Source organism: Buttiauxella gaviniae ATCC 51604 (assembly GCF_001654835.1).
GTDB lineage: Bacteria > Pseudomonadota > Gammaproteobacteria > Enterobacterales > Enterobacteriaceae > Buttiauxella > Buttiauxella gaviniae.
Map to the genome: position 1 here is coordinate 147,356 of NZ_LXEP01000029.1, position 18,417 is coordinate 165,772.

Consider the following 18,417-nt stretch of genomic DNA (forward strand, 5'->3'; position numbering starts at 1 on the left):
TAATGGGTGTATAGGGCAAGGCTAGTAAAGTTAGGTCAGGGCGCATCGTTAGATGTGCCTTTTTTTATGCCTGATGGCTAATTTTGCGCATGTTTGATGATTTGAACCCGTTTTCTTGTCACAATACCCGCTTGCACGCAGCGGCACAGCAGTACGCATATTCAGGGATGCCCATTTAGCGACTGCGCTGGGTTTACCATTCACACTACAGTGGAGTGTTGTTACACCATGATGGACAATTTACGTACGGCGGCAAACAGCCTCGTAATCAAGATAATTTTCGGGATCATTATCGTGTCATTCATTTTGACTGGCGTGAGTGGCTACTTGATTGGCGGTAGCGCCAACTACGCCGCAAAAGTGAATGGCCAGGAAATTAGCCGTGGTCAGTTTGAAAATGCTGTTGCTAGTGAGCGTAATCGCCAGCAGCAACAGCTTGGCGAACAGTTTTCTGTGCTAGCCGGTAATGAAGGCTACATGAAGCAGATGCGCCAACAGGTGCTGTCGCGCATGATTGATGAAGCGTTAATGGACCAATACGCCAAACATCTTGGTCTTGGCATTAGTGACGAGCAAATCAAACAAGCCATCTTTAAAGAACCCGCATTCCAGAACAACGGAAAATTCGATAACGCGCGTTATACCGCCATCATCGGCAACATGGGTATGACTGCGGATCAATACGCTCAGGCACTGCGTAATCAACTTACCACTCAGCAGCTGATTAATGCTGTTGTGGGTACTGATTTCATGCTGGCGGGTGAAACTGACGAACTGGCAGCACTGGTATCGCAGCAACGTGTGGTTCGTGAAGCCACAATTGATGTAAACGCACTGGCTGCGAAGCAGGAAGTTTCCGAGCAGGAAATTAACACCAGCTACGAGCAAAACAAAAACAACTACGTCGCGCCTGAGCAGTTCAAGGTGAGCTATATCATGCTTGATGCGGCTTCTCAGAAAGTTGAAGTAGCCGATACAGATATTCAGGCTTACTACGACCAGCATCAGGACGAGTTCACTCAGCCTCAACGTAACCGTTACAGCGTGATTCAGACTAAAACTGAAGCCGAAGCTAAAGCAGTTCTTGATGAACTGAGCAAAGGCGGTGATTTTGCTACTCTGGCAAAAGAAAAATCAGCTGACATTATCTCTGCCCGTAACGGTGGCGACATGGGTTGGCTTGAGCCAGGCACCACACCTGATGAGCTGAAAAATGCCGGTCTGAAAGACAAAGGCCAGCTTTCTGGTGTGATCAAATCTTCTGTTGGCTTCCTCGTTGTTCGTCTTGATGACATTCAGCCTGCGCAAACTAAACCATTGGCAGAAGTGAAAGACGCTATTGCTGCTAAAGTGAAGCAAGAGAAAGCGGTTGATGCTTACTACGCGTTGCAGCAGAAAGTTAGCGATGCGGCGAGCAATGATAACGAATCTCTGGCGAGTGCTGAGAAAGTTGCTGGTGTTAAAGTTGTCGAGACCGGTTGGTTTGGCCACGACAACTTACCTGCTGAGCTGAACTTCAAACCTGTTTCAGATGCTATTTTCAATGGTGGTCTGGTCGGCGCGAACGGCGCTCCGGGTATGAACTCCGACATCATTACAGTAGATGGTGATCGCGCGTTTGTTATTCGTGTCGCTGAGCACAAAGCTGAAGCTATCAAACCGTTAGCTGAAGTTCGTGAGCAAGTTATCGCACAGGTCAAACATCAGAAAGCTGAGCAACAAGCGAAGCTCGATGCTGACAAACTGCTGAATGCGCTGAAGCTGGGTAAAGGTGATGAAGCTATGAAAGCCGCTGGCTTGAGCTTCGGTGAAGCGAAAACGCTGACCCGTACTGGCCAGGACCCAATCAGCCAGGCTGCTTTCAACCTGCCATTACCGGCAAAAGATAAGCCAGCCTACGGCGTGGCAAATGACATGCAGGGTAATGTGGTTCTGTTAGCTCTGGATCAAGTTAAACCTGGTGACATGCCGGCGGAACAGAAAAAAGCGATGGTTCAGGGCATCACTCAGAACAACGCTCAGATCACTTTCGAAGCGCTGATGACCAACTTGCGCAAAGAAGCGAAAATTAAGATGGGTGACAGCATCGAACAGCAGTAATTAACCTCGAGATTTCTCGCAGTTAATTGCAACGCTCTGCAACATTCAAAGGCCGCTTTCGCGGCCTTTTCCATATTTGAAGATTGCCATTTGTAGCTGTTTTTTTTCCTGGATAAGGTGGCTTCGCTGTCAACACACAAGGAGGAACAGCATGAAAATAGGAATCAAAAGTGGAATACAAGCCGTGTGCATTGCCGTGGCATTTATTGGTTCCAGCATCTGCACTCAAGCTTTGGCGGCCCCAGTTGCTGTCAAAAATGATACGGCCCAAGCTCAACAGCGCAGCGATAAAACCCCTGTAACTCCCGTTGCAACTGCTAAATCGAGCGATGCTGATGATGGCGTGGTAAGTATTAACACGGCGAGCGCAGAAGCTTTGGCACAAGCAATGAAGGGTGTTGGCCTGAAAAAAGCGCAGTCGATAGTGAGTTACCGGGAAGAGTACGGCCCATTCAAGGCACTGGAACAGTTGCAAGAGGTACCAGGGATTGGCAGTGCATTGGTAGAACGTAATCTGTCTCACATTAAGCTTTAACGCTTAGGGCTCCTTGCTCGCGCAGCCGGGAAAGTTTGCTATGCTAAATAACAGGTCATACCAGTCTGGTGTGGCCTGTTACCTCACCTTAATATTAAAACTACAGTGAAAGGGTTTTAGCGCTATGCAAACACAAATCAAAGTTCGGGGTTACCATCTTGATTTCTATCAGCATGTTAACAATGCCCGCTACCTTGAGTTTCTCGAAGAAGCCCGCTGGGAAGGGCTGGAAAATACGGCAGGATTCCAATGGATGACGGAGCACAACATCGCGTTCATTGTGGTGAATATCAACATCAATTATCGTCGTCCAGCGGTGCTTGGTGATTTGCTACGCATTGAAAGTTCGTTACAACAACTCAATGGTAAAAGTGGTGTTTTGAGCCAGGTGGTTAAACTTGAACCAGAAGGTGAGGTCGTTGCAGATGTGCTACTGACTTTCGTTTGTATCGATTTGAAAACTCAGAAGTCGGTTCCACTGGAAGGGGAACTGCGCGAGAAGTTAGTTCAAATGATGGAGTAATAGAGTCGATGAAGGGGCGTGGCAATTAGCGGACCACGCCCACTAATATTTATTTCAGGCCAGTTTTCTTTTTCATTGCTGCCATTACCCCGGGTTTATCCGCCAGGAAATGGTTTAGCCCGTTAGAACGCAGGTTGCAGGCGGCACATTCGCCACAGCCGTCGCCTTTAATGCCGTTATAGCAGGTCAGCGTTCCGCTACGCACCAGGTCTAGTTGCTGCCAGTAATCCGCCAACGCCCAGGTTTCTGCTTTATCGAGCCACATCAGGGGTGTTTCAAAGCGAATATCGCGAGCCATACCAAGACTTACGGCATGATTCAGGGCTTTTACGAATTCGTCTCGGCAGTCCGGGTAACCGGAGAAGTCCGTTTCACAAACACCGGTGATTATCGCTTCGGCTTCAACCTGATAAGCGTAAATTGCCGTCAGCGTGAGGAACAGAATATTGCGTCCTGGTACAAAAGTGCTTGGGATACCTTTTTCTTCGGGATCGTATCCTGGCACCGGAATGCTATCGCGCGTCAGGCTGCTGACAGCCAGTTCATTCAATAGCGTTACATCCAGCACTTTATGCGCACGAGCACCCAGTTTCAGCGCCAGTTCACGAGCAACGTCAATCTCAGCACGGTGGCGCTGGCCATAATCAAATGTCACACAGTGGACTTCATCATACTGGTGTAATGCCTGAATCAGGCAGGTTGTGGAGTCCTGGCCACCACTAAAGACGACAACTGCACGTTTCATGAGTAATCCTGTTAAATAGCTAAAAACCTATGGTAACTCGTGGGCAGATGGCTGCCCAGCTTCTTCACGCCATCGTCGGTGGCGGCAACCACGCCTGGGTAAAATCGAACCAGCCCCAGGCGTTGAGTTCAATGCCGTTGACACCCGGCGGCGCGCTGATTTGGTAGCGGTAATTAAACAGCGGTGAGACTATCGCATCGCGCATTAGTGCGCTGAATACTTCCTGCAAACCGGTGCTGCGCGCGTGTTCATCCGGGTGGATTTGTACGCGGTCGAGCGTTGCCTGCAAATGGTTGTACTGGCTTTCAGTAAGCACTGCAGGCCACAGCACATCGCTGCGTAACCACTGTTCCAGCGTGTAGACAGGTGCTTCGCCAATCAGACGGTCGCCCATCATTAAATCGGCCTCAGCCAACGCCTCACATCCTGCCCAGTTTTTTGCATCATGAAATATCAAAGTGAGCTCGCAGCCCAAATCAGCCAGATGCGTTTTAAGCTGCTGTGCCATGACGTGCAACTCAACGGGCAAATGATAAATCAATGTTAATTGCGGCGGCAGCGTGATCGCTTCGGAAAATGGCCATTCGGGGAGTTTCCAGCCAGGGATCATCTCACTGCTTGGTGTGATCAGCGACTCATCGACAGGAAGGCTTTCAATCAACCGCTGCTGCTGAATGAGTTGCATCAGGAAGCGCGCCTGCTCCGGTGTTAAATTGCCGTTTTGTTTTACCGCCAGATAGCAAAACCCAAGACTGATACTGTTGCTTACAGGCCGTAAATGAACCAACTCGTCTTGCTGCCCAATGGCGATTTGCACCGGATGGCGGCAACTGGTGCCCAATTCAGTATCGAATAATTGCGGGGTAATCCAGAACTCTACGGCTTTGAGTAATGGGTGGCTAAGGTGATAAGACTCAAAACTCTCGATCCGCACCAGGTTCTCTTTAAAGCTGCTGATACGAAATGGCCCACAGCCGATTTGGGTATCTTCAGGATGTGCCAGGCGGCTGCAATAACTGGCTAGACGATGCGCCAGCCAGTAATCGGGAGTGTGCAAAACAAAGCGGATGCATTGCGTATGGGCAAGCTCAATGCTTTTCACGCTGATAAACAAACGTCGCATCGCCGGGAGCGTCAATAGCATCATCACCCGTTGCTGTAACTGCGTGGTTTCTACCGGTTCGCCATTATGCCAGTGCAGTGTCGAGCGAATGAAAAAGTACCAGCTCAGGCCATCTTCGGAGACTTGCCAGTGGTGAGCGAGATCGGGCTGCGGTGTCGCGCTGTTCGAGGTGAATCGGGTGAGCCCGGCAAAGACCTGGCCCGCAAGGTGCTGTTCGGCACGACCTGGCAGGAACCCCGGTTGCAACGGTTCTAACGGGCGATAGTAGGGGATACGTAAAGTCGGCGTATCGTTTTGCCATTGCCCACCAAGGAACGGTTGCAGCAATTGGCGCAACTGTTCTGGTGCGATCTGTGCCAGTTCCAGCGCGTTCTGATGCTGCCCTTTATGGAGTACTTGCTCCATCATTCCGGAACGCACGCTTTCTGGAGTCACCAGAAAACTCAATGTGCCGCGTTTTCCGCGTCCAGACTGTGCATGCCATGTCAGCCAACCCGAATCTTCAAGTTGATTAAGCAATGTTCGCACATGGCGCTCACTGCAAAAGCAGCGTGCTGCGAGTTCGGCTACCGTCACTTGCTGTGGTTCTCCCACCGAAGGCTGCCATAAGCGTTGAAATTGGTTTAATCGGTTTAACAGTCTCATTGGTGTAAACCCGGAACAATTTTCAGAAAGTATTCACTATTAGTTCCGTATATGCCAGGCGATACTGCCCTCAGTGTTTTAGTCGTCACAAATCGGAGTAAACATGGCTCGTCTGGCTGCATTTGATATGGATGGTACTCTGTTAATGCCCAATCATCTTTTGGGTGAAGAAACCGTGCGTATCCTTAACCGTCTGCGGGATGAACGCCAGATAACCCTCGCGTTTGCCACGGGCCGCCATGTGCTGGAAATGCGCCATGTGTTGAGCAAACTATCCCTTGAAGCATTTTTGATTACCGGCAACGGCACGCGTATTCACTCAACGCAGGGCGATCTTCTGCATCGCCAGGATCTATCTCCTGAGGCGGCGGAAATGGTTATCCACGGGCAGTGGGATACTCAGGCGAGTCTGCATGTGTTTAATGACACGGGTTGGCTAACTCAATATGAAGTCGGCAAAATGCTGAATGCTCACGTTTATAGCGGTTTTAGCCCGAAAATTGTCGACGTCAAACGCATCCCCTCCGATGAAGTCACCAAAATTTGTTTCTGCGCCCCTCACGACGATCTTGTTCGTTTGAAAGTTCAGTTGGATGAGGCTTTGGGCGGGCAAGCATTTCTATGTTTCTCGGCAGTAGATTGCCTGGAAGTGTTACCCGTTGGCTGTAACAAAGGTTCTGCGCTGAATGTGTTGAGCCAGCACCTTGGTTTAACGATGAAAGATTGCATGGCGTTTGGCGACGCGATGAACGACCGCGAAATGCTCTCAAGCGTGGGTCATGGTTTGATCATGGGCAACGCGATGGCGCAACTGAAAGAAGATTTACCGCATTTACCTGTTATTGGTCACTGCAATAAACAGGCTGTTTCGCATTATTTGACGCATTGGCTGGATACACCAAACCTCACTTATTCCCCCGAATGATAAGGCCTTAAGCCAGCCGGGCGTTTGCCCGGCTTTTTTTCTTTATCTTTCAAGCAGCTTTTCGATTTCCGCTCGGGCTGGCAGCACATCACCAATATTCGTTTTCACCCACTCTGCGTTGTAATAAGTTTCCAGGTAGCGCTCACCACTGTCGCAAAGCAATGTCACAATTGAACCCGTGCGGCCTTCTGTGCGCATACGAGCTGCCAACTGCAGAACGCCCCACATATTGGTGCCAGTTGATGCGCCTACTTTGCGGCCGAGAATCGTTTCCAGCCACTGCATGGTGGCAATGCTTGCGGCATCTGGCACACGCATCATTTCGTCAATTACATCCGGGATAAAAGACGGTTCGCAGCGTGGGCGACCAATCCCTTCAATTTTGCTGCCAATGGAGCTGCGTAGGCTGCAATCACGTTGCTGCCAGTAATCCATAAAGACTGAGTTTTGTGGGTCGACCACGGTCAATTTTGTTGGATGGCCCTGGTAGCGCAAGTAACGCCCGATGGTCGCCGATGTACCGCCAGTACCTGCGCTCATTACAATGTAATCTGGTACCGGGTGAGGCTCATGTTCCATTTGGCGGAAAATACTGTCGGCAATATTGTTGTTACCGCGCCAGTCAGTCGCACGTTCAGCGTACGTGAACTGGTCCATATAATGGCCATTCAGCTCGCGTTCCAGCATTTCGGAAGCCGCGTAAATTTCACACGCACTTTCCACGAAATGGCAGCGGCCACCGTAAAATTCAATTTGTTCCACTTTACGTTTTGCAGTGCAGGCTGGCATGACGGCAATAAACGGTAACCCTAACAGGCGGGCAAAATAGGCTTCAGAAACCGCAGTCGAACCGGAAGAGGCTTCAATGATCGTTGTGCCTTCTTTGATCCAGCCGTTACACAAGCCGTACAAGAACAGTGAACGCGCAAGGCGATGCTTCAGGCTGCCCGTCGGGTGCGTGCTTTCATCTTTCAGGTAGAGCTGAATACCGGGAAAACCAGGCAGCGACAGGCGAATCAAATGTGTGTCGGCAGAGCGTTGGTAGTCGGCGTTAATTTCGCTAATCGCGTGGTTTACCCAGGTACTGGTCATAGTGATGTCCGTTTGTCTATTTGTGCTTAGAGTAATGCAAATAGAAGATAAAAAAGTTGCCTTTTAGCCTTCATTGGCGATTCAATGGAGAAAAATTTTCTCCTGGATGCTGCCATGTTAGATAAAATTGACCGTAAGCTGCTATCCTTGCTGCAAAACGACTGCACCCTCTCTTTGCAGGCTCTCGCGGATGCCGTTAATCTGACCACCACACCCTGCTGGAAGCGCCTGAAACGTCTTGAAGACGACGGTGTTATCCGGGCAAAAGTAGCATTACTAGACCCGGAAAAACTCGGCCTTGGGCTGACGGCTTTTGTGCTTATCAAAACTCAACAACACAGTAGTGAGTGGTACTGCAAATTTGTTTCGGTCGTTGCGGAAATGCCAGAAGTGTTGGGGTTTTGGCGTATGGCTGGTGAGTACGACTACCTGATGCGTGTGCAGGTAGAAGACATGAAACGGTACGATGATTTTTACAAACGGCTGGTGAACGGCATTCCAGGTTTAACCGATGTGACTTCGAGTTTCGCCATGGAACAGATAAAATACACCACGGCTTTGCCTTTAGAGCGCTAAGTCCCGCGCTCCCGGCCTTCAATTTCTGCCATGCATCGGCAGACGATATCTCAGGAATCTGACTGCGTGCGATTATTTGCTCAATTAAGCTGGTACTTCACCCGCGAGTGGCGACGCTATCTCGGGGCGGTTGCCTTGCTTATTATTATTGCCATCTTGCAGCTTGTGCCGCCAAAACTGGTGGGCGTGATTGTCGATGGTGTTACCCAACAGAGCCTCTCAGGTAATGACGTGCTGATGTGGATTGGTGTGATGCTGGTCATCGCAGTGATCGTCTACATGCTGCGCTATGTCTGGCGCGTGCTGCTTTTTGGGGCGTCTTATCAGTTGGCTGTTGAACTGCGCGAAGATTACTACCGCCAGTTAAGCCGTCAGCATCCCGAATTTTACCTACGTCACCGCACCGGTGATTTAATGGCGCGCGCAACAAACGATGTTGACCGTGTGGTATTTGCCGCAGGTGAGGGCGTATTAACGCTGGTGGACTCACTCGTGATGGGCTGCGCGGTGTTGATTGTGATGTCGACGCAAATCAGCTGGGAATTGACTCTGCTTGCCTTACTGCCTATGCCGATTATGGCGCTGGTCATCAAACGTTACGGCGACCAGCTACACCAGCGCTTCAAACTGGCACAGGCTGCATTTTCCACGCTGAATGACCGTACCCAGGAAAGCCTGTCCAGCATCCGCATGATCAAAGCATTCGGGCTCGAAGACAGGCAGTCTGCGCTGTTTGCTGCTGAAGCCAAAGATGCTGGTGCGAAGAACATGAAAGTCGCCCGTGTGGATGCGCGTTTTGACCCAACTATTTACATCACTATCGGCACTGCAAACCTGCTTGCGATTGGCGGCGGCAGTTGGATGGTAATTCAGGGCACGCTGACACTTGGGCAGCTCACAAGTTTTGTGATGTACCTCGGTCTGATGATTTGGCCGATGCTGGCGCTGGCGTGGATGTTCAATATTGTTGAGCGTGGTAGCGCAGCGTACAGCCGTATTCGCAGCATGTTGGAGGAAGCGCCATCAGTGAAAGATGGAGAGCTAGAAGCGCCTGCCGGGCGCGGCACGGTGGAAGCCAATATTCAGGCGTTCCACTACCCGCAAACTGCGCGACCGACTCTTGAGAACGTTTCGTTTACCCTGAAACCGGGTGAAATGTTGGGCCTGTGTGGGCCAACCGGTGCAGGGAAAAGCACCATTCTGTCGCTTATCCAGCGCCATTTTGACATCGACCAGGGCGAGATTTGCTTCCACGGGATCCCATTGGCGCAGATGCAACTCGACTCATGGCGTAGCCGCCTGGCGGTAGTCAACCAGACGCCTTTCCTGTTTTCCGATACGGTCGCCAGCAATATTGCGCTGGGTAAGCCGGGTGCCACACAGGAAGAAATCGAACATGTCGCAAGGCTTGCAAGTGTGCATGAAGATATTTTACGTCTGCCACAAGGCTATGAAACCGAAGTGGGCGAGCGTGGTGTGATGCTTTCCGGCGGCCAGAAACAACGTATTTCTATCGCCCGTGCATTGTTGCTCGATGCGGAGATCCTGATCCTTGACGACGCGCTTTCTGCGGTCGATGGGCGCACCGAATACCAGATCCTCCATAACCTGCGCCAGTGGGGCGAAAACCGCACCGTTATCATCAGCGCCCACCGTTTGTCGGCGCTGACCGAAGCCAGTGAAATTCTGGTAATGCAACACGGCCAGGTGGTGGAGCGTGGTAATCACGATGCGCTGGTGGGTAAGCCTGGCTGGTATCGCGATATGTATCGCTATCAACAATTGGAAGCGGCGTTGGATGATGCGCCAGAAGCAACGCCAGATGAGGAACCTGCCAATGCGTAAATCAATACAGCAATGGCCAACCATCAAACGCCTGCTGGCTTATGGTTCACCGTGGCGTAAACCGCTTGCAGGAGCGGTTGTGATGCTGTGGATTGCGGCTGCTGCTGAGGTGACTGGTCCGATTATTGTTAGTTACTTCATTGATAATATGGTTTCTGAACATCGCATGCCGGTTGCCGCCGTGGCTGGGCTTGCGACGGCGTATTTGCTGCTGTCGATTTCTGCTGCGGGCCTGCACTACTGGCAGGCATTGCTGTTTAACCAGGCAGCCGTTGGCGTAGTGCAAAAATTACGTACTGATGTAATGGATGCTGCACTACGCCAGCCATTAAGCACTTTTGATACCCAACCCGTTGGGCAGTTGATATCTCGCGTCACCAACGATACCGAAGTGATCCGCGATCTCTACGTGACGGTGGTCGCCACCGTATTACGTAGTGCGGCATTGATTGGTGCGATGCTGGTGGCGATGTTTACACTCGACTGGCGTATGGCGACGGTGGCGATTTGCATCTTCCCGGCAGTGATTATCGTGATGTTTATTTATCAGCGATACAGCACGCCGATTGTGCGCCGCGTGCGTAGTTATCTGGCTGATATCAACGATGGCTTCAACGAAGTCATTAATGGCATGAGCGTTATCCAGCAGTTTCGCCAGCAGGCCCGTTTTGGCGAACGCATGAATGCCGCGAGCCGTTCGCACTACATGGCGCGAATGCAGACTCTGCGTCTTGATGGCTTTTTACTGCGCCCGTTGCTGAGCCTGTTCTCTGCAATGGTGCTGTGTGGCTTGCTGATGCTGTTTGGTTTTACCTCGGTTGGCACCATTGAAGTTGGCGTGTTGTACGCATTTATCAACTATCTTGGGCGACTTAACGAGCCGTTAATCGAACTCACCACCCAGCAATCGATGCTGCAACAGGCGGTGGTTGCTGGTGAGCGTGTATTCGAGCTAATGGACGGCAAGCGCCAGGATTACGGCAACGACAAGCGCCCGCTTGAAAGCGGTCATATCGAAGTCGATAACGTCTCTTTTGCTTATCGTGGCGATCGCCTGGTATTGCAGGACATTAATCTGGATGTCCCAGCGCGCAGTTTTGTGGCCCTGGTGGGGCATACGGGCAGTGGGAAAAGTACTCTTGCTAACTTGCTGATGGGTTATTACCCACTCACCAACGGTGAAATCCGTCTGGATGGTCGCCCGCTGGATACCTTGAGTCATAGCGTGCTGCGCCAGGGTGTCGCGATGGTTCAGCAAGACCCGGTGGTGTTGGCGGATTCTTTCTTTGCCAACGTTACGCTTGGGCGTGACATCAGTGAAGATGCCGTCTGGCAGGCGCTGGAGACGGTGCAGCTTGCGGAACTTGCTCGAACCATGGCTGATGGAATTCATACACGGCTGGGCGAGCAAGGGAATAATTTGTCCGTCGGCCAGAAACAGCTACTGGCGCTGGCTCGGGTGCTGGTGGATGCCCCGCAGATTCTGATCCTTGATGAAGCAACCGCAAATATCGACTCTGGCACCGAGCAGGCAATCCAACAAGCTCTGGCAGCTGTCCGTGAGCACACCACGTTGGTCGTTATCGCGCACCGCTTATCGACTATTACCGATGCCGACACGATTCTGGTACTGCACCGCGGTCAGGCTGTAGAGCGTGGCACACATAGCGAATTGCTGGCTGCACAAGGGCGTTACTGGCAGATGTACCAACTACAACTGGCTGGTGAAGAATTAGCCGCTGCCACGCGCGAAGAACCCGAAACCGCGTAATGCACCAAAATCACGCATAAAGCCAATGGTTATCCCCATTGGTGCAGAAGCGAAACGCACCATGCACTAAAATGGTGCGTTTTTATTCTCTAAGAACTTTCTTAATCCCAGTCATCGTAATTTCTCTCCTGACAATCCCCATTTGGCGCAGCTTAGCGCGCTGAAATTATCTCTTTTTCAAATGTGGCATGACCTTTGCTTTATCTAATTTGTATCGCAGAGGCTATTACCCAATTCTGACTGGAGGGGATCTATGAAGCTGGTTACCGTGGTGATCAAACCGTTCAAACTCGAAGACGTTCGTGAAGCATTGTCTTCAATCGGTATTCAAGGGCTGACCGTGACTGAAGTGAAAGGCTTTGGTCGTCAAAAGGGTCATGCAGAGTTGTACCGCGGTGCTGAGTACAGCGTCAATTTCCTGCCTAAAGTGAAAATTGATGTGGCAATTGCCGATGATCAACTCGATGAAGTTATTGATGTCATTAGCAAAGCTGCCTACACCGGCAAAATTGGCGATGGCAAAATTTTCGTTGCTGAGTTGCAACGAGTCGTCCGCATTCGTACCGGCGAAGCCGACGAAGCTGCATTGTAATCGTCTTGCCACTCGTGAAGGGATGGAAAAAATGAAAAAATTAGCCTCTATCTTAGGCGTTGTAGCCCTGGCACTTGCGCCATCAATTGCTCTTGCGGCACCGGCTGTGGTCGATAAAGCAGACAACGCCTTTATGATGATTAGCACCGCATTGGTGCTGTTTATGACAATTCCTGGGCTGGCACTGTTTTACGGCGGCCTGATTCGCTCTAAAAACGTGCTGTCAATGCTGACTCAGATTACGGTTACGTTTGCGCTGGTTTGTGTACTCTGGGTGGTTTACGGTTACTCATTAACCTTCGGTGCCGGCGGGAGTTTCTTCGGTAACTTCGATTGGGTGATGCTCAAAAACATCCAGCTCACCGCGCTGACTGGTTCTTTCTACCAATATATTCATGTTGCGTTCCAGGGTTCCTTCGCCTGTATCACTGTTGGCCTGATTGTTGGCGCACTGGCTGAACGTATTCGCTTCTCGGCTGTGCTTATCTTTGTCGTAATTTGGCTGACGCTTTCATACCTGCCGATTGCACATATGGTATGGGGTGGTGGTTTGCTGGCCACTCACGGCGCGATGGACTTTGCAGGCGGTACAGTGGTTCACATCAACGCCGCAGTAGCAGGCCTGGTGGGTGCATACCTGATTGGCAAACGTGTGGGTTATGGTAAAGAAGCATTCAAACCGCATAACCTGCCGATGGTATTTACCGGTACAGCAATTCTCTATTTCGGTTGGTTCGGCTTCAACGCAGGCTCTGCAAGTGCTGCTAACGAAATTGCTGCATTGGCCTTTGTGAATACTGTTGTTGCAACAGCAGCTGCGGTTCTTGGTTGGGTATTTGGCGAGTGGGCATTGCGTGGCAAACCTTCTTTGCTGGGTGCGTGTTCCGGTGCTATCGCAGGTCTGGTTGGTATCACTCCTGCCTGTGGTTATGTTGGTGTCGGCGGTGCATTGATTATCGGTATCGTTGCTGGTCTGGCTGGCTTGTGGGGCGTGACGTTGCTGAAAAAATGGCTGCGTGTAGATGACCCTTGCGATGTGTTCGGGGTCCACGGCGTGTGCGGTATCGTTGGTTGCATCATGACGGGTATCTTCGCCGCTCCATCCCTTGGCGGTGTGGGTTACGCAGAAGGTGTGACTATGGGCCATCAAGTGCTGGTGCAGTTAGAAAGTATCGGTGTGACGATTCTGTGGTCTGCGGTAGTTGCATTCATCGGCTTCAAAGTTGCCGACCTGACTGTGGGCCTGCGTGTACCTGAAGAGCATGAGCGCGAAGGTCTGGACGTTAACAGCCACGGTGAAAATGCTTACAACGCATAAGTAAGACATGAAATAAAAAAGCGGAGCACAGGCTCCGCTTTTTTTATGCTTTCAGGATTAACCCGGACTAAACCGTAAGTCGGTTAAGCGAAGCGTCAACTGGCACAATCTCAACCGCGCTTGCGCATCACGCCTTCCTGCACCGTTGACGCCACAAGAACGCCATCGCGTGAATAAAACTCACCGCGTACAAATCCACGTGCGCTCGAAGCGGACGTACTTTCCACGCTATACAGTAACCAGTCATTCATATCGAACGGACGATGGAACCACATTGAGTGATCGATTGTGGCAACCTGCATACCCGGCTCCAGGAAACCGACGCCGTGGGGCTGGAGGGCAACCGGCAGGAAGTTAAAATCAGAAGCGTAACCCAGCAAAGATTGGTGGATGCGCAAATCGGCTGGCATTTGGCCATTAGCCCGCATCCACACCTGGCGTACAGGTTCAGCAACGTGGCCCTGCATTGGGTTATGGAACACCACCGGGCGAATCTCTAGCGGCTTTTCACACAAAAACTTCTCTTTGAGCGTTTGCGGCAGCAGCTTTTCAAACGCCATCGCAATTTCAGTTTCTGATTTCAGGTTTTCCGGGGCAGGGGCCGCAGGCATGGTTTTTTGGTGCTCAAAACCTGGCTCCGGTGCCTGGAAAGAGGCCGTCATATAAAAAATAGGTTTGCCATTCTGAATCGCTGCAACACGACGGGCGCTGAAGCTATTGCCGTCACGCAGGGTTTCCACATCATAAACAATCGGTTTTTGGCTATCGCCTGGGCGCAAAAAGTAACTGTGGAATGAGTGCACAAGACGGTCAACCGGCACGGTTTCTTTAGCGGCATATAACGCCTGGCCAACGACTTGTCCACCGAACACCTGACGTAAACCTAAGTCCTCGCTCTGGCCACGAAAAATACCTTCTTCAATCTTTTCCAGATTGAGTAATGCCAACAAATTGCTGAGCGCCTGACTCATAAAGTGTCCTCAATAAAAAATTAAAATCGTGCAATTGGCCTGATTATAACAGGTTTCCAACATTCGCCACGTAGTGGCCCGACCTGATGATGTGTTTCGGTTTTGGGCAAAAATCAGTTATATGTGCCACACTTAGCGTGATAAGCATGTTTAACCACTCATTACTCGTGGGCCTACGGCCTGCTGGTGCATTGATAATAAGGAGAACAAATCAATGAAACTTGTGCACACGTTAAGTGGTTTAGCCATTGCTGTTGCAATGGCGGGATGCGCGCAGAAAAGTGCCGATATCCCAACGCCTGCACCTGCTGCAACGACCTCATCGGCAGCGGCAACGGCGCAGTCTGATATTAGACAGCCTAACGTTTCCGGTACGGTCTGGATTCGTCAAAAAGTTGCATTGCCGCCTGATGCGGTACTCACTGTTACGTTGTCTGATGCCTCTTTGGCGGATGCTCCGTCAAAAGTGTTAGCGCAAAAAGCGGTGCGTACCGAAGGGAAACAGTCGCCATTCAGTTTTGTGCTGCCGTATAACCCGGCTGATATACAGCCGAACGCGCGCATTATCCTGAGTGCGGCTATTACCGTGAACGATAAACTGATGTTTATCACCGATACCATTCAACCGGCTGTTAATCAGGGTGGGACAAAAGTGGATCTGACACTGGTTCCTGTTCAGCAAACAGCGGTTCCAGTTCAGACGAATGGCGGGGCGGTAACAACAGTGCCTTCAACATCACCGACTCAGGTGAACCCTTCTTCAGCGGTTCCTGCACCAACGCAGTTCTGATTGTGATGTTTAAGCGCCTCTACGGAGGCGCTCTTTAGTAATTCCAGCGATAACGTTCCATATTTATATACCCATCTCCAGAAACCATAATGCCTTCTGAAAGCAGGGCTTGCCGTTGGCGTTGCAAATCCGGGCCAGTCAGAGATATCTGTCCATGACGATTGACCACTCGGTGCCAGGGCAGTTTACTACCTTCGGGTAACCGTTTGAGTACGCCTCCCACTTGCCTTGCTGCACGTGGTGATCCGGCCAGGCGTGCTACGTCACCGTATGTTGTGACAAACCCTTCCGGAATAGCGGCGATAATTTGGTAAACCCGGTGTGGGAATGAATCGTTGTCCATAGCAAACTCCAAAACAGCCAGGGTTTAGGATAATCGGCGGTTATCAAACAGGGAAGAAAAACAGCGGGTGCGCAAGAAAGCAACACATGACCGCGCCTTGCTTGCAATTGCATAGGGCAACATGGATAATGCGCCAGCGCGTTAGGTAACTAGCGCTCTCAATGGGGGCCCTGTTGGTTCTCCCGCAACACTAATTTGTGAATTCGGTCAGGTCCGGAAGGAAGCAGCCGCAGCAGATGACGTGTGTGCCGGGATGTAGCTGGCAGGGCCCCCACCCAATTCTGGCGCATGTAAACTTCAACATGCTTATGCCTTTCTCTGTTCTACTTCGCTCACACTCAAAAAATACAAAACAAAAAACGCCCTGCAACTTGCGTCACAGAGCATCTGGGTTAAAGCGTATCTATGTGTATGGCTTATGGCGTAACGATGTTGAACCAGAAGTTAAACTTGTCCATATAACCAAGCACCTCATCCAGTTTGCCTGCATCACCAGTGATTTTTACGTCACCTTTGTCTTTCGCCTGCTGCAATGTTTCTTCTTTCAAAATAATACGGTTGAGCGTATCGCGGGAAAGATTAATCGTTGCGTCAGCGTTGCTGGCTTCTGAATTTGGCGTGTGGTTAAGCACTCCGTTTTCCAGTTCCAGCTTGTATTTACCGCCCTGGTTGCCAAAGTCGAAGTTCAGCACCGCGTGGGCATTCGCCGCTTTCTCACCGTTGACATGAACAGCCATGTAATCGAAGAACATTTCTGGCGTCATCGCACGAACGGTATCCGGGCTGGCGGTATTTGGCGTAGGGCCTTTAATCACGCCATTACGCAATTCCTGCGCGCCTGTCAGATAGAAGTTACGCCATGGGCCGGATTCCGCCTGATACCCCATCTGTTCCAGCGCATCGGCTTCCAGGTTGCGGGCCGCTTTGTTGGTTGGATCAGCAAATACCACTTTGCTCACGACCTGGGCCACCCAACGGTAATTTCCCTGGCTGTAATCAGATTTCGCTTTTTGCAGAATGCTGTCCGCACCGCCCATGTATTCAACGAATTTTTTCGCGGATTCTTCCGGCGGCAGTTCATCCAGGGTTGCCGGGTTGCCATCGAACCAGCCGAGATAGAACACGTAGGTGGCTTTCACATCGTGACTGACCGAACCGTAATAACCTCGACTCGCCCAGGTTTTCGCCAGTTTCGGTGGCAGTTTGAAGTTCGCGGCGATTTCATCGCGCGTCAGACCTTCGTTTGCCATGCGCAACGTCTGATCGTTGATGAAACGATACATATCGCGCTGGCCTTTCATCAGGTTGACGACGTTATTCTGACCCCAGGTCGGCCAGTGGTGCTGGGCGATAATAATTTCGGCATCGCTGCCCCAGCGGTCAATCGCGGCATTAATGTATTTCGACCATGCCAGTGGATCACGGATTTTCGCGCCGCGCAGAGAATAGGTGTTATGCAGCGTGTGAGTGACATCCTCCGCTGCTTCGATCATTTTCTTCTCTTTGACGTACCACAGCATTTCCGACGGCGCTTCAGAACCCGGAGCCATCATAAAGTCGTAAGTCAGGCCATCGATCACTTCTTCCTGTCCGGTATGCGTGATGTAGTTGGTTGGAGCCAACAATGTCACTGTACCCGCAGAGGTCGTGGTGCCCAGACCCGCGCCCACCTGGCCTTTAGAATTGGCAGGTAGCAAGTTGCCGTACATGTAACTTGCGCGGCGGCTCATGGCGTTACCCGCCATAATGTTTTCGTCGACGGCAGAGCCCATAAAGCCTTGCGGAGCATACAGTTTCACTTTGCCCGCTTTGACATCGGCTTCATCAACCACACCGCGCACGCCGCCGTAGTGGTCAACGTGGCTGTGGGTGAAAATCACCGCCACAACAGGTTTTTTGCCGCGATTTTTGTAATACAGTTCCAAACCGGCTTTCGCGGTTTCAGCAGAAACCAGTGGGTCGACAACGGTAATCCCGGTTTTACCTTCAATGATGGTCATATTAGAAAGGTCGAGATTACGAATCTGATAAACACCGTCGGTCACTTCAAACAGACCGCTGATATTAATCAACTGGGACTGACGCCACAGGCTTGGATTAACCGTCGCTGGCGCTTTGTCACCCTCTTTAATAAAGGCGTATTGCTGTGGATTCCAGATAACATTGCCTTGCTCGCCCTTTATCACATCCTGCGGCAGTGCAGCGATAAAGCCTTTATGAGCATTCACGAAATCGGTGTGATCAGAGAACGGGAGCTGCTGATAAAGCGCTTCATTGGCTTGTTTTGTTGCAGATGTTGCATCGTTAGTGGACGCTGGAGTTGCTGCGTTAACTGACAGTGTCGTCAGTAACCCCGCAGCAATCAGGCTTTTGGCTATTAGATTCAATCTCATTAATTCAACCTCTGAAATTAATAAATTCTAAAAGATAGAAGATATTTTTCGGTAATTTAAATAACCTGTGGATTAACACAGGAAATTTTAATGGATGAATTAACCTGGAAGTAGTGCCATATGGGACTAC

General features: G+C 50.8%; 16 protein-coding genes and 1 other RNA gene. 11 read left to right on the forward strand and 6 right to left on the reverse strand.

Annotation, left to right across the window (positions count from 1 at the left end; translation table 11 throughout):
• Positions 1-228: 228 nt before the first annotated feature.
• The 3 genes from ppiD to M977_RS15585 all read left to right on the forward strand — a co-directional run bounded on the left by ppiD (position 229) and on the right by M977_RS15585 (position 3,158).
• Positions 229-2,100, forward strand: a complete 1,872-nt coding sequence (gene ppiD / locus M977_RS15575) for a peptidylprolyl isomerase (RefSeq protein ID WP_064516639.1) — start codon at positions 229-231, stop codon at positions 2,098-2,100.
• A 163-nt stretch (positions 2,101-2,263) separates the two neighbouring features.
• Positions 2,264-2,635, forward strand: a complete 372-nt coding sequence (locus tag M977_RS15580; protein ID WP_064516761.1) for a ComEA family DNA-binding protein — start codon at positions 2,264-2,266, stop codon at positions 2,633-2,635.
• 124 nt (positions 2,636-2,759) lie between these two features.
• Entirely contained in the window at positions 2,760-3,158 is a 399-nt protein-coding gene (locus M977_RS15585; protein WP_064516642.1) for a YbgC/FadM family acyl-CoA thioesterase, read from the forward strand.
• Between the two features lie 49 nt (positions 3,159-3,207).
• On the opposite strand, the gene queC is transcribed toward M977_RS15585, so the two are convergent.
• Together queC and M977_RS15595 are read right to left on the reverse strand one after the other, a co-directional pair.
• Positions 3,208-3,903 carry a 7-cyano-7-deazaguanine synthase QueC gene (gene queC / locus M977_RS15590; RefSeq protein ID WP_064516644.1) on the reverse strand — a complete coding sequence of 232 codons (696 nt, stop codon included), beginning with the start codon at positions 3,901-3,903 and terminating at the stop codon, positions 3,208-3,210.
• Between the two features lie 64 nt (positions 3,904-3,967).
• The gene (locus tag M977_RS15595) at positions 3,968-5,671 is read right to left on the reverse strand and encodes an SgrR family transcriptional regulator (protein ID WP_064516646.1); all 1,704 of its coding nucleotides are present in this window, start codon (positions 5,669-5,671) and stop codon (positions 3,968-3,970) included.
• Between the two features lie 103 nt (positions 5,672-5,774).
• Between M977_RS15595 and cof the strand changes: the two genes are divergently transcribed.
• A complete protein-coding gene (cof, locus tag M977_RS15600) occupies positions 5,775-6,596 on the forward strand; it encodes an HMP-PP phosphatase (protein WP_064516648.1) in 822 nt (273 codons plus the stop codon).
• A 42-nt stretch (positions 6,597-6,638) separates the two neighbouring features.
• On the opposite strand, the gene M977_RS15605 is transcribed toward cof, so the two are convergent.
• Positions 6,639-7,688 carry a PLP-dependent cysteine synthase family protein gene (locus tag M977_RS15605; protein ID WP_064516650.1) on the reverse strand — a complete coding sequence of 350 codons (1,050 nt, stop codon included), beginning with the start codon at positions 7,686-7,688 and terminating at the stop codon, positions 6,639-6,641.
• A 114-nt stretch (positions 7,689-7,802) separates the two neighbouring features.
• Between M977_RS15605 and M977_RS15610 the strand changes: the two genes are divergently transcribed.
• The 5 genes from M977_RS15610 (at position 7,803) to amtB (ending at position 13,790) form a co-directional block, all read left to right on the forward strand.
• A complete protein-coding gene (locus M977_RS15610; protein ID WP_064516763.1) occupies positions 7,803-8,264 on the forward strand; it encodes an Lrp/AsnC family transcriptional regulator in 462 nt (153 codons plus the stop codon).
• Between the two features lie 66 nt (positions 8,265-8,330).
• The gene (locus M977_RS15615) at positions 8,331-10,109 is read left to right on the forward strand and encodes a SmdA family multidrug ABC transporter permease/ATP-binding protein (RefSeq protein ID WP_064516652.1); all 1,779 of its coding nucleotides are present in this window, start codon (positions 8,331-8,333) and stop codon (positions 10,107-10,109) included.
• Positions 10,102-11,880 (forward strand): SmdB family multidrug efflux ABC transporter permease/ATP-binding protein, encoded by a 1,779-nt coding sequence (locus M977_RS15620; RefSeq protein ID WP_064516655.1) that lies wholly within the window; start codon positions 10,102-10,104, stop codon positions 11,878-11,880. Before M977_RS15615 ends, M977_RS15620 begins: the two co-directional genes overlap by 8 nt.
• A 253-nt stretch (positions 11,881-12,133) precedes the next feature.
• Entirely contained in the window at positions 12,134-12,472 is a 339-nt protein-coding gene (glnK, locus tag M977_RS15625) for a P-II family nitrogen regulator (RefSeq protein WP_034458018.1), read from the forward strand.
• A 31-nt stretch (positions 12,473-12,503) separates the two neighbouring features.
• Positions 12,504-13,790: an ammonium transporter AmtB gene (amtB, locus tag M977_RS15630; RefSeq protein ID WP_064516657.1), complete on the forward strand. Its 1,287-nt coding sequence runs from the start codon at positions 12,504-12,506 to the stop codon at positions 13,788-13,790.
• Between the two features lie 110 nt (positions 13,791-13,900).
• Here amtB and tesB read toward each other — a convergent pair whose 3' ends face one another.
• The gene (gene tesB, locus M977_RS15635; protein ID WP_064516659.1) at positions 13,901-14,761 is read right to left on the reverse strand and encodes an acyl-CoA thioesterase II; all 861 of its coding nucleotides are present in this window, start codon (positions 14,759-14,761) and stop codon (positions 13,901-13,903) included.
• 214 nt (positions 14,762-14,975) lie between these two features.
• On the opposite strand from tesB, the gene M977_RS15640 reads away from it, so the two are divergent.
• A complete protein-coding gene (locus tag M977_RS15640) occupies positions 14,976-15,551 on the forward strand; it encodes a YbaY family lipoprotein (protein ID WP_064516661.1) in 576 nt (191 codons plus the stop codon).
• A gap of 34 nt (positions 15,552-15,585) precedes the next feature.
• Here M977_RS15640 and M977_RS15645 read toward each other — a convergent pair whose 3' ends face one another.
• On the reverse strand, positions 15,586-15,894 hold the full coding sequence (locus M977_RS15645; RefSeq protein ID WP_064516663.1) for an MGMT family protein: 309 nt from the start codon (positions 15,892-15,894) through the stop codon (positions 15,586-15,588).
• A 171-nt stretch (positions 15,895-16,065) separates the two neighbouring features.
• Here M977_RS15645 and ffs point away from each other — a divergent pair.
• An RNA gene (gene ffs, locus M977_RS15650) (signal recognition particle sRNA small type) lies at positions 16,066-16,162 on the forward strand.
• 148 nt (positions 16,163-16,310) lie between these two features.
• On the opposite strand, the gene M977_RS15655 is transcribed toward ffs, so the two are convergent.
• Positions 16,311-18,287: an alkyl/aryl-sulfatase gene (locus M977_RS15655; protein WP_064516665.1), complete on the reverse strand. Its 1,977-nt coding sequence runs from the start codon at positions 18,285-18,287 to the stop codon at positions 16,311-16,313.
• Positions 18,288-18,417 lie beyond the last annotated feature (130 nt).